The 10,226-nt window shown below is 64.1% G+C and carries 14 protein-coding genes and 1 pseudogene; 7 read left to right on the top strand and 8 right to left on the bottom strand.

What is annotated here, in order from left to right; all coding sequences use genetic code 11:
• Positions 1-302: 302 nt before the first annotated feature.
• Positions 303-692, bottom strand: a complete 390-nt coding sequence (locus QP994_RS10435) for a heavy metal-responsive transcriptional regulator (RefSeq protein WP_284793671.1) — start codon at positions 690-692, stop codon at positions 303-305.
• A 108-nt stretch (positions 693-800) separates the two neighbouring features.
• Here QP994_RS10435 and merA point away from each other — a divergent pair, with 108 nt between their 5' ends.
• From merA to QP994_RS10465, 6 genes and pseudogenes are all read left to right on the top strand, one after another.
• Complete coding sequence (gene merA, locus QP994_RS10440) at positions 801-2,225, top strand: mercury(II) reductase (RefSeq protein WP_284806782.1); 1,425 nt, start codon at positions 801-803, stop codon at positions 2,223-2,225.
• Between the two features lie 34 nt (positions 2,226-2,259).
• On the top strand, positions 2,260-2,913 hold the full coding sequence (merB, locus tag QP994_RS10445) for an organomercurial lyase MerB (RefSeq protein WP_284866705.1): 654 nt from the start codon (positions 2,260-2,262) through the stop codon (positions 2,911-2,913).
• Positions 2,914-2,931: 18 nt separating this feature from the next.
• A complete protein-coding gene (gene merT, locus QP994_RS10450) occupies positions 2,932-3,255 on the top strand; it encodes a mercuric ion transporter MerT (protein ID WP_236627260.1) in 324 nt (107 codons plus the stop codon).
• A gap of 119 nt (positions 3,256-3,374) precedes the next feature.
• Positions 3,375-3,857 carry a TlpA family protein disulfide reductase gene (locus QP994_RS10455; protein ID WP_081586452.1) on the top strand — a complete coding sequence of 161 codons (483 nt, stop codon included), beginning with the start codon at positions 3,375-3,377 and terminating at the stop codon, positions 3,855-3,857.
• On the top strand, positions 3,854-4,810 hold the full coding sequence (locus QP994_RS10460) for a cytochrome c biogenesis CcdA family protein (protein WP_273416676.1): 957 nt from the start codon (positions 3,854-3,856) through the stop codon (positions 4,808-4,810). Before QP994_RS10455 ends, QP994_RS10460 begins: the two co-directional genes overlap by 4 nt.
• Positions 4,811-5,185: 375 nt before the next feature.
• Positions 5,186-5,336: pseudogene (locus QP994_RS10465) on the top strand (IS481 family transposase); the annotation flags it as partial.
• Between the two features lie 263 nt (positions 5,337-5,599).
• Here QP994_RS10465 and QP994_RS10470 read toward each other — a convergent pair.
• The 4 genes from QP994_RS10470 to QP994_RS10485 all read right to left on the bottom strand — a co-directional run bounded on the left by QP994_RS10470 (position 5,600) and on the right by QP994_RS10485 (position 7,241).
• A complete protein-coding gene (locus tag QP994_RS10470; protein WP_174232238.1) occupies positions 5,600-5,914 on the bottom strand; it encodes an NIPSNAP family protein in 315 nt (104 codons plus the stop codon).
• Positions 5,915-6,013: 99 nt separating this feature from the next.
• On the bottom strand, positions 6,014-6,343 hold the full coding sequence (locus QP994_RS10475; protein WP_284866706.1) for a DMT family transporter: 330 nt from the start codon (positions 6,341-6,343) through the stop codon (positions 6,014-6,016).
• On the bottom strand, positions 6,340-6,699 hold the full coding sequence (locus QP994_RS10480) for a DMT family transporter (protein WP_048733039.1): 360 nt from the start codon (positions 6,697-6,699) through the stop codon (positions 6,340-6,342). The genes QP994_RS10475 and QP994_RS10480 overlap by 4 nt, the downstream gene beginning before the upstream one ends.
• Entirely contained in the window at positions 6,696-7,241 is a 546-nt protein-coding gene (locus QP994_RS10485; protein ID WP_284866709.1) for a TetR/AcrR family transcriptional regulator, read from the bottom strand. Before QP994_RS10485 ends, QP994_RS10480 begins: the two co-directional genes overlap by 4 nt.
• Positions 7,242-7,437: 196 nt before the next feature.
• On the opposite strand from QP994_RS10485, the gene QP994_RS10490 reads away from it, so the two are divergent.
• On the top strand, positions 7,438-7,866 hold the full coding sequence (locus tag QP994_RS10490) for a recombinase family protein (protein WP_256008564.1): 429 nt from the start codon (positions 7,438-7,440) through the stop codon (positions 7,864-7,866).
• On the opposite strand, the gene QP994_RS10495 is transcribed toward QP994_RS10490, so the two are convergent.
• The 3 genes from QP994_RS10495 to QP994_RS10505 all read right to left on the bottom strand — a co-directional run bounded on the left by QP994_RS10495 (position 7,863) and on the right by QP994_RS10505 (position 9,728).
• A complete protein-coding gene (locus QP994_RS10495; RefSeq protein ID WP_034997554.1) occupies positions 7,863-8,294 on the bottom strand; it encodes a single-stranded DNA-binding protein in 432 nt (143 codons plus the stop codon). The genes QP994_RS10490 and QP994_RS10495 overlap by 4 nt on opposite strands.
• Positions 8,295-8,384: 90 nt before the next feature.
• Positions 8,385-8,528, bottom strand: coding sequence for a hypothetical protein (locus QP994_RS10500; RefSeq protein ID WP_016456431.1), 144 nt, complete (start codon positions 8,526-8,528; stop codon positions 8,385-8,387).
• 159 nt (positions 8,529-8,687) lie between these two features.
• Positions 8,688-9,728: a DUF4192 domain-containing protein gene (locus QP994_RS10505; protein WP_284866711.1), complete on the bottom strand. Its 1,041-nt coding sequence runs from the start codon at positions 9,726-9,728 to the stop codon at positions 8,688-8,690.
• Between the last annotated feature and the right edge of the window lie 498 nt (positions 9,729-10,226).

The raw sequence follows: 10,226 nt of genomic DNA on the forward strand, positions 1-10,226 counted from the left end.
AACATAACCCGCCCAATCGGGTGGACGGCCTATGAATCTTCGGTGCCCTGGGGTGGAACTGCTAACAACGTAATGGGATTGCTCGACCCAGGGCCTTCGGACGCCTGCGGAGCAGGAACCCACCCCAGCGTCATCACGAAACTATCATTTGTACAAGCAGTGTGCAGGTCTTACGCGCTAGGGATGACTACTACGTCAGTCAATTTGTCGATTTTGCTGATGAGCTCTTCCTCAATTTTGTAGATCTGGCGGTATCTTTTTGCGAGAGCCTTTTGGCGGTCCAGGAGGTGTGCCCAATTGGATTACAAGTACCTACACACTTGATCGGTGCTGCACGTTTCAGGGTCCGGGTGTGCGGCGTCCTGTCTGAGGTCCGCGATAGTGTCGCGCAGCACGGAGAGCTGCGCGATCTGCTGCTCGATCTCAGCGAGGCGCACGTCAAGCAGGTCGCGCACGTGCTCGCAGGGCGCCTGGCCGCCGTCGCGGATGTCGAGGATCTGGCGGATCTGGGCGAGGGTCAGCCCGGCGGCCTGGCCCCGGTGGATGAACCCGACCCGACCCACGGCATCCTGGGCGTAGTCCCGATAGCCGGAGGCCAATCGCTCGGCCGGAGGGAGCAGCCCCGACTCCTCGTAGAACCGAAGGGTCCTGGTCGTGGTTCCGGTTGCTTCCGCAAGCTGTCCGATCCTCATGTTCGCCGATTCCCCTTCCAATGGCCACCACACTTGACCTTCCATTGTACTGGAAGGTTCACAATGGTTCCATAGGAACTTTTGAACCACAGGGAAGAGACATCTGGAATGACAAACGAAAAGTTCGATCTGGCGATTATTGGTTCCGGCGGCGGAGCGTTTGCGGCCGCGATCCGGGCCACCGGGCTGGGCAAGCGCGTCGTGATGGTGGAGCGCGGCACCGTGGGCGGGACATGCGTGAACACGGGCTGCGTCCCGTCGAAGGCGCTCCTGGCTGCCGCGGAGGCCCGCCACGTGGCGTTGGATTCGGCCCGCTTCCCTGGGGTGGCGGCCTCGGCGGGCCCGGTGGACATGCCGGCCCTGATTCAGGGCAAGGCCGCGCTGGTTGAAAGCATGCGCACGGAGAAGTACGTCGATCTGGCCGCGGACTACGGGTGGACGATGATCTCGGGGGACGCGTCGTTCACCGGAACCCAGGACGCACCGCTGCTCCGGGTGATCTCCCCGGATGGTGCAGTGAGAACGATCGAGGCCGGGCACTACCTCGTGGCCACTGGCTCCGCACCCTACGTACCGCCCGTTCCCGGACTGGCCGAGGCCGGGTACCTGACCTCGACGACGGCGATGGAACTGGACGAGGTGCCCGAATCAATGCTGATCCTGGGCGGAGGCTATGTTGCCCTGGAGATGGCACAGCTTTTCTCCCGGCTGGGCTCCCGGGTGACCATGCTGGTCCGTTCCCGGTTGGCCTCGCAGGAGGAACCGGAGGCATCCAAGGCGTTGGCGGGGGTGTTCGCCGACGAGGGGATCCGGGTGGTCCGGCGGGCCATGGCCGACTCCGTGGCCTCCGGCCCGGACGGGGTCTCGGTGACGGCAAACGTGGCCGGGGACGAGGAGGTGTTCCGCGCTTCCCACATCCTCGTGGCACTGGGCCGCCGCCCAGTGACCGAGGGACTGGACCTTGACGCCGTCGGGGTGAAGACCGGCGCATCCGGCGAGATCGTGGTCGATTCCCGCCTGGCCACGTCCAACCCGCGGGTTTGGGCCGCCGGGGACGCAACCGGCCATCGGGAGTTCGTTTACGTCGCAGCGGCCCACGGCGCCCTGGCCGTGGACAATGCGTTCACCGATGCCCTGGCCGAGGTCGACTACCGGCACCTGCCCCGGGTCACCTTCACCAGTCCCGCCATCGGGGCGGTCGGGATGACGGAAAAGGAAGCTGTCGCCGCCGGGATCAGCTGCGAGTGCGGGGTCCTCCCCCTGGAGTACGTGCCGCGAGCCGTGGTCAACCGCGACACCCGCGGCTTCATCAAGGTTGTCGCGGACCGCGACACCGGACGGATCCTGGGCCTCTCCGCGGTGGCCAAGGACGCCGGGGAAATCGCCGCCGCCGGCGTCTACATCCTCGAAGCGGGCATGACCACCGCGCAGGTCGCCGCCGCCTGGAGCCCCTACCTGACGATGGCCGAGGGCATCAGGATCGCCGCCAAGGCCTTCACCACCGACGTCTCCAAGCTCTCCTGCTGCGCCTGAGCTGCAGCCCCCACTACCGAAGCAAAGGAATGCCATGACCGCCACCGACCAGGCCCTCACCTATCTGTTGTCCCCCGCGCGCTCCGGAATAGACCCGGACTTGTTCGTGCCGCTGCTGCGGCTCCTGGCCGAGGGCGAGCCCGTCACGGTCGCCGAACTGGCCACCGCCAGTGGCCGGAGCGAAGACACGGTCCGGCAGGGACTGGCCGCCGTCCCGGACACCGAGTACGACGACGAGGGCCGCATCATCGGCCTGGCCCTGACGATGCGGCCCACCCCGCATCGCTTCACCCTGGCCGGGGAACAGCTCTACACCTGGTGCGCCCTGGACACCCTCTTCTTCCCGGCCCTGATCGGGAAGGCCGCAACCATTGAGTCGACCTCCCCGGGTAGCGGGACCCTCATCCGGGTGATGACGGGCGCGGACGGCACGGTGACCTCCGTGCAGCCGGCCACCGCCGTCGTGTCCATCATCAGCCACCCGGGCACGGGGCCGGTGCGGTCATCGTTCTGCAACCAGGTCTACTACTTCGCCTCCCGCGAGGACGCCCAGCCGTGGTTGGATTCCCATCCCGACGGCGAAGTCCTGGACATCGAGGCGGCACACCGGGCCGGTGCCGCCATGGCCGCCGCCCTCCTCGCCGCGGCCGCCACGCGGGCCCCCGCGGCGCAGGACTCCTGCTGCTGAGCTTTAAAAGGACATGACATGACCCAGCACCCAGAACAGCCAGACACCGGCCATCAACCCGTCCGGCAGACCGGTCGCCCCGGGCGATACCACACACTGGCCGCAGGAATCGGCATAGCAGCGGCCATGATCCTGTGCTGCGCAGGACCCATCCTCATCGCCGCCGGAGCCCTCGGCGCGATCGCCGGATTCTTCTCAAATCCCCTCGTGTTACTCGCGGCCGCCACGGTGCTCCTGGCCGGGATCATCGCCGTCACCAGGCAGCGAAAACGCCACAGGACCGACGACTGCTGCCCTCCCGCATCCCCCGAGCACCACCGCACCGACCACGGCACCGCCTGAGTCCCCATCCCCATTCCTGGAAGGAACCACCAGACACCATGACATACCCGAGATCCCGCCGTTCTCTGTCCGTTCCCCGGCCCAGGCACCTCGCCTCCGCCCTGTTTCTGACAGCGGTCATGGCACTGACAACCGCCTGCGCCAGCTCACCGAGCGGCCCGTCGGCCGCGCCAGGCGGTTCGTCGCCCGACGCGGCCGGTGCCGTTGCTGTTACGGTCTCCGACATTGACGGCACTACCCGGACCATCCCGGACGGTAAGCCCGCAGCACTGTTCTTCTTCTCTGCCGGATGCGGTGAGTGTGTGGAAGGGGCCGATTCCCTGAACAAGGCCTCCACGGCCCTGGGAAGCTCGGCCGACTACCTCCTGGTGGACGTGGACCCCCGAGAACCGAAGGAGACCATCAACGGATTCCGCGATTACATCAAGGCCCCTGAGCTCCCTGCCGTCATCGACACCGGGGCCACACTGACCACCCGGTACAAGGTCACCTCCATAAGCACCCTGGTGGTGGTCGACGCGAAGGGCGACGTTACCTTCCGGGCCACCGACCCGTCTGCGGAAAAGATCCAAGAAGAACTCACCAAGGCCGGCGCCCAATGACAGCCCTGCTTGCCCTGGCCTTCGCCGCTGGAATGATTGCCCCGGTCAATCCCTGCGGTTTCGCCCTCCTGCCCGCCTGGATAGCCCAGACCATCGGGGACGCCCGGACGCGCCCGCTCGCGCTGCGTCTGACCCACGGGCTCCGGGCCGGGCTCGCGCTCAGCCTCGGCTTCGCCGGGACCCTGGCAGCCTTCGGGCTGATCGTCAGCGCGGGCGCCAGGACCCTGATCAGCGCAGCGCCCTGGCTGGGAATGGCCACCGGGGTGATCCTTCTCCTGCTGGGCCTGGCCATGCTCACCGGACTCACACCACGGCTCCGTCTGCCGGCCTGGGCCACGAAACCCCGCACACAAGAAGCCGCAGGGGCAGGTCACAAAACCGGGCGCATGGTGGCCTTCGGGGTCGGATACGCCGCAGCATCCCTCGGCTGCACCCTCGGGGTGCTCCTGGCCGTGATCGCCCAAGCCCAGGCCGTCGCCAGCTACGCCGGGCTGCTCGCGGTCTTCGCCGCCTACGCCGCAGGCTCGGCCACTGTCCTGATGCTCGTTTCGGCAGGCACGGCCATCGCCGGGGCCGCCCTCGGGCGAAGAATCACCGGCCTGGCCAAGCACAGCAACCGCATCGCCGCCTTCATCCTCACCATAACCGGCGCCTACCTCAGCTGGTATTGGTATCCCGCCGCCACCGGCGGAACCGCACAGGCCAACAGCCTCGCCGTATGGTCAGCCGCCGCCAGCGCCTGGATCAGCGACAACAGCACCCTGATCGCAGCCCTCGCCGCAGCCGTGGTGCTCGCATCGGCATTGGCCGCCCTCAACCGGCGCAGGAGACTGCGCATCAGACAGGGAACGCCGCCCACAGGCGAGGGCCCCGGGCAAAGCGGGGAACCCGACTGCTGCGCACCAACTCCGGACAACAACTCGACCGAGGACCGGCCAGGCACGATCCCGTAGCTGGCCGAGGACTCCCAAAAAGCAAGGGGGAGAGGGAACCGTGCCCCATCTTCTGGCAAACGAGGCGCCCGCCTATCAGGACAGGTTGGTACAGCGGCATCAGGCCGGAAGTCAATTCGTGCAGAGGACTTCGGGCAATCCGTCAGGAGCCCTCTGTACCGCCCCCGCAATGACGGGAACGTCAGTGTGGTGGACTTCGGAAAGCCACAGTGACACCCACTAGTTGTACTCGACCGTGACGTTGGTGGCACTTTCGGTCTTGTGAAATAGTTAGGCCTCCTGGCTTAGTGGAGCTGTCTAGTTCTTCACTGCCGGAGGCCTCTATGCCCAACGGTAACGCCCGCTTGACCACGCATGCGAGAGCGTTGCTGGTGGCCAGGCAAGCTCATCCATATCGATGTGAAGAAACTCAGCCGCATCCCCGACAGCGGCGGTTGGCGAGTCCACGACCGATCCGCGACCGGAAGACCCGATCGGGTTCGACCACGTCCATGCCGCTGTCGATGACCACACCCGACTCGCTTATATGGCCCACTAGCGGTCGCGGAGCGTCCTGAAAACCTAAAGTTTTATGAGACACCCGGCAGGAACTGGAATGTGAGACCGTTTCATGGGGCAATTGGCCTCCTCCCCGTCTCACTAAAGCGTCTCGCCCTAAGTTGTCGCAGGGTGGTGCTCGGTAGGGGTTTGTGAGGCATAATCGAGACATGAGGCTTTTGGGGTACACCCATCTGTACGCGCTGACCTGCGGCGTTGTGGGTTGTGCCGAGCGTGCTGCCGGAGTCCCTTTCAGTGTCCCTGGGGTAGGAGCGGCCGCATGAAGGTGCGCTCGTACCGCAGGACGCACTCGGACTCGTCTCGAATCCGGTCAGCGGCGATGAAGTCCGAGTGGGTGCCGAACAAGGTGCGGTACTGCTCGTAGGCAGCCAGGCTGGGGAAGCTGAACAGGGATTCCGCACGGTCACTCACACCTTCCGCGGGTAGGTAGTACCCGTGGTGGGTGCCGCCGTGTTCGTCGACATGCCGCATCCAAGCGCGGGCGAACTGTTCAAAGGCTGCGATCTGGTCGGGGTCGATGGTGTAGTGGACGACACAGGTGATCACATCCACAACGCTAGGCCCACAGGCGCTCATTGGGGAGCCTTTGTCTGTGCGCCTCGTGGTGCAGCACACCAATCTGCCTGGTTTACCTGCGGAAATGCGTCAGTTCGCCAAGTTGGCGCCGAGTTCAACGGTGAGAACTCCGACGGCGATGAGGAGGATGCCGAGGGCCATGGTTCGGGTGAGGGGTTCGTGGAAGATGACCCGGGCGAGGATCGCGGTGAGAGCTACGCCGGATGCTGCCCAGATGCCGTAGGCGACGCCAAGGGCCATGCCGTCGGCCAAGGCGAGACTTAAGGCGACGAACGCCACGAGATACCCCGCGATGACGCCGATGAACCATTTCTTCACCCGGCCACCGTCGGAGGCTCGTAGCGACATGGTCGCGACGACTTCGAACAAGATGGCGACTGCGAGGAAGATCCATCTCATGAGTTGACTCCTGCTTCCTGGGCTGCGGTTTGCTGAGCTTTCTGGGAGCCGAGTTCGACGGTGAGGACACCGCTGATGATCGCAACCATTCCAAGACCCATCACAGCGGTCAGAGGTTCACCGAAAATCGCGGCGGATAGCACGGCGGCGAGCACGACCCCGCTGGCTCCCCAGATGCCATAGGCGACGCCGATCTGCATTCCTTCGCGCAGGCAGAAGGTGAGGAAGACGAAAGTGCCGATGTATCCGGCAGCAACCACGATGTACCAGGATGGGTGATTGAGCGCCGCCTTGAGAGACAGCGTCGCCGCCACTTCGGTAGTGATGGCGCCAGCGAGCAGGAACCACTGCTTCATGGGGTTGTTCCTTCGATCAGGGAGCGAATGCTGGAGACGACGGCTTCGAGATCCGCGCCGTGGAGGGTGGACACACCTGTGGCCTGGGCGCCCCAGAGTCCGTCGGCGGCGAGTCGGGCGGTGGTCAGCCTGGCTCGGGTGGCGGCGTCGAGATCGTCCGGGAGTTCGAGCCAGCGGCCCATCCGCGTAGTCCACGGTTCGGTGAGTTCGGGCCGGTACGTCGCTTGGCCCCAGATGATGAACTCGGCGCGCTTGGCGGCCCCGTGGGCGGCGACGTGAACGTAGCTCAGGAGCCGCTCGGTGGCGTTGGCGTTCTCGAGGGGCTTGCCAAGGGTGGCAGTCATGTCGTTCTCGGCGTTGGCCGCAGCGTGGTCGACGATCGCGGCGAGCAGTACGTCGCGGTTGCGGAAGTGATATAGCAATCCCGGTTTGGTGAGCCCGGCCTCGTGGGCCACTGCGTCAAGGGTAATGTCGCCACCCTCCGCTGCGTTCATGACGCGGAGGGCAGCTTCCAGGATCTCGGAGCGCTGACTGGTTCGCATATAGCTAACTTTACCATTTGGTAGGTGAAGCCTTCAACTGCGGGCGCTGGTAGGGGCACCTGGGGTACACCCCAAGCGAACAATTTGTGAATGAAAAAACTTCCTGTTCGCTAGGGTTAGTTCCAAGACTAACGGAACAGAACCGTCACTGCCTCTGGAGATCACTGAACAGTTGGGGGCGATCTCAGGACAAAAGGTGGGCTATGCCCGGGTGAGTTCGAAAGATCAGAACCTTGATCGTCAGATTGAACAACTCAAGGCAGAGAAGGTCTTCACCTATTACACGGATAAGGCCAGTGGTGGATCGCGTGAGCGCCCTGGACTTGATGAAGCAATGCGATATGTCCGTGCAGGAGATCAGCTTGTCGTCACGTCGATGGATCGGTGCGCGCGTTCACTGACGGATCTGTACGCCATTGTTGACGAGCTAGTCAGCAAAGGAGTGTCGGTGAAGTTCCTCAAGGAGGGACAGACCTACTCAAAAGACTCCACCCCGATCGCCAAGCTGATGCTAGGGCTGTTGGGTTTTGTTCAGTTGGGTAAGGCCGTGAAAGAGCTGGATCAACACCGTGAAATAGTTGAAAAAAATAACCCCGCAGGTTTCCCTGCGGGGTGTCGTTGTTAGAACGGTGCTTCGTCGTTGTCGGCGTCAGCGCCAGCCAGGGCGGCGTTCGCCGCCTCGCCTCCGCGACGGGCTGCGCGCGCAGCGGACTCTTTCTTGGAGTCGATCAGCTGCACGGTGTCGATACGGGCGACCAGCGGGTAGTGCTTCACACCGTCCTTGTCGGTGTAGACGTCGGTCTTCAGCGAGTAGCTCACTGCGACACGGTCGCCGGACCCGATGCAGCCGAACACGCCGGGGTTCTTCGCGTCCTGGACGTAGCCGGTCAGCTCCACGATCTCGCTTTCCACCTTGCCGGTGGCCTTGTTCTTGAAGGTGTTGCGCGCATAGACGCTGAGCTTCACCGTCGCACCGCCGTTTGCGTGCTCGAACAGCTTCGGTGCGCGAGCTGCGTTGCCGACGATGGTGCCGTTGTTGAAGGGGTTGGACATGATGGTTCTCCTTATGTGGGTGGGTGTGAATTGCCGTGCAATGTGGGTGTTGAAGCAGCTGCTTTGCTGCTGCGGGGGGTTGCGCTGTCGTTACAGCACTGCCCAGGGCAGCGGCGTGCCTGCCGCCTCTAGGTCGCGCAGTTCTTGTGCTGCACCCGGATCGGCGTCCTCGCCGTCGATGCCGTCGGCGAGCTGGTAGAGCAGTTCCAGGTCGGTGTGGGTGATGTCGCGCATCACGTGCCTCCTTGTTCGGATTGGTGGTCAATCCGTCTGTTGGACAGCTCTGCTGTCTAGGGGTCGCTCCCCTGCCTCGTTGAAGTGTCTGCTGTCGCAAGCCACGGCCGACGAGAAAAAAAGAAACCCCGTTGCATCGCTGCAACGGGGTGTGTGGTGCTACTCGGTGAACAAGATCGTGCGGGTCTTCTCGGCGCCCTCGCGGACGAGTTCGACCATCCGCTCGCCTTGGCCGATGTCGGTCAGCTTCGCCACCAACGACGGGAAGTTCTCGTCTGGCCCGATCTCGGTGGCTCGCTGCGCAGCCACGCCAGCTAGCCCCGGCTGGCCTGTGGCGTGCGCAAGCACGGCAACAGTTGCGGTGAGCTGCGCGCGCATCCCTGGCCAGCTGGTCGGGACAGCACGCATAACCTGCTCTGTGAATTGCAGGCCCGCCTGCGGGTCATCGAGCAGCGCGGCAAGCAGCGTGTCCCGCAAGCGCGGCGTGGTGAAGCATTTCAGCGCAGCACGGACGGCCCTGGTGCTCGGCTGGGTGATCCCTGCCGCCGCCTGTTCGTATTCACGCTGCAGCATGTCGGGAAACACTGGCGGGACATACGCCAGCGCGTCTTCGATGATGTCGGCGTGCTCGGCAGCGTCGATGCCGTGATCGGTGCTGTTCAACCGAGCTTCGATGTCGTCTTTGCTCGGCTCCGGCAGCTCGCCGGTGTGCTCTAGCATCTGCCGCAGCGCCGCCGATGCGGCGACCTCGCCGACAACGCCGTGGCGCGGCTCGTCGATGAGCGGATGCTGGTACACAGACCACCACGCAGCCCCGGTGACGATCTCGGGCACTTGCACCACCCCGAGCAGCGGCGGTAGGTGCACTGCCCCACTAGTGAGATACGTGGCCGTCTCGTCAAAGACCGGCTGCGCAATGTCATCGCTGATCATGTACGCGATAACAGCGTCGAGTTCGAGGTGGTGGACCCACGCTGCGAACCGCTCGCGACTCTCGGTGAGCTTCTCCACGGCCTCGTCCAGATCGAACCGCGCGACCGGGCCGAGGCGGACGGTGTCGACGCCCTCGTCGTCGACGAAGAACGCGAGGATCAGCGAGTTGTTCGGGTAGAAGCCGAGGATGCCGGGGAGGTTCGCGAGGATCTCGCCGTGAGATGCAAGCGTGTGGGAATGAGTGGACATGGCAGTGCTCCTTTGCACGAATACGGGGTGAACGTGGTCAATCCCGTATTCAGTCCGGCTCTGCCGGTCGCAGGCGTATCCCCGCAGTGCAGTGCCTTTGTGCGCTCGGCGTCGCTAGCGCAGCCTGATGCTCGCTCGCTGGGTGCGAGCGCTAGCGACGCAGCATTGTTAGATCCCCGCGTCGCCGCTGGTTAAGCGTTACCTTTGGCGCGGTTGTGAGACTTGCACAGCAGTTCGCAGTTGCTTTCCTCGAACTGCCGACTCCCGTGGCGTTCCTTCGTTGCTGCCGTCCTAGCAATCACTAAGCAATGCACCGAAAACCTGCGCCGCGTCGTTGGAGCGTCGCAGTTCCGTTTGGTGCAGGATTTTGACCCTAGTGCACCAGCTAGTGCACCAAATGGCGATCCGATCACAAAATGAAGAAGGCCCCTACCAGCGTTGAACTGCTCCCCATTAGTTGGACTGAGAAATCAGTTACCGACTAGTGGGGAGCAGTTTTCATTGAGAGCACGTAGT

The organism is Corynebacterium sp. MSK044 (genome assembly GCF_030232825.1).
GTDB lineage: Bacteria > Actinomycetota > Actinomycetes > Mycobacteriales > Mycobacteriaceae > Corynebacterium.

Excerpts from the sequence above, each read along its gene's own strand:
- QP994_RS10485 (WP_284866709.1), bottom strand. The coding sequence starts at position 7,241 with ATGCGAACCAGTCAGCGCTCCGAGATCCTGGAAGCTGCCCTCCGCGTC.
- merB (WP_284866705.1), top strand. The coding sequence starts at position 2,260 with ATGACCGCCACCGACCAGGCCCTCACCTATCTGTTGTCCCCCGCGCGC.
- QP994_RS10455 (WP_081586452.1), top strand. The coding sequence starts at position 3,375 with ATGGCACTGACAACCGCCTGCGCCAGCTCACCGAGCGGCCCGTCGGCC.
- merT (WP_236627260.1), top strand. The coding sequence starts at position 2,932 with ATGACCCAGCACCCAGAACAGCCAGACACCGGCCATCAACCCGTCCGG.
- QP994_RS10500 (WP_016456431.1), bottom strand. The coding sequence starts at position 8,528 with ATGCGCGACATCACCCACACCGACCTGGAACTGCTCTACCAGCTCGCC.
- QP994_RS10495 (WP_034997554.1), bottom strand. The coding sequence starts at position 8,294 with ATGTCCAACCCCTTCAACAACGGCACCATCGTCGGCAACGCAGCTCGC.
- QP994_RS10435 (WP_284793671.1), bottom strand. The coding sequence starts at position 692 with ATGAGGATCGGACAGCTTGCGGAAGCAACCGGAACCACGACCAGGACC.
- QP994_RS10460 (WP_273416676.1), top strand. The coding sequence starts at position 3,854 with ATGACAGCCCTGCTTGCCCTGGCCTTCGCCGCTGGAATGATTGCCCCG.
- merA (WP_284806782.1), top strand. The coding sequence starts at position 801 with ATGACAAACGAAAAGTTCGATCTGGCGATTATTGGTTCCGGCGGCGGA.
- QP994_RS10480 (WP_048733039.1), bottom strand. The coding sequence starts at position 6,699 with ATGAAGCAGTGGTTCCTGCTCGCTGGCGCCATCACTACCGAAGTGGCG.
- QP994_RS10475 (WP_284866706.1), bottom strand. The coding sequence starts at position 6,343 with ATGAGATGGATCTTCCTCGCAGTCGCCATCTTGTTCGAAGTCGTCGCG.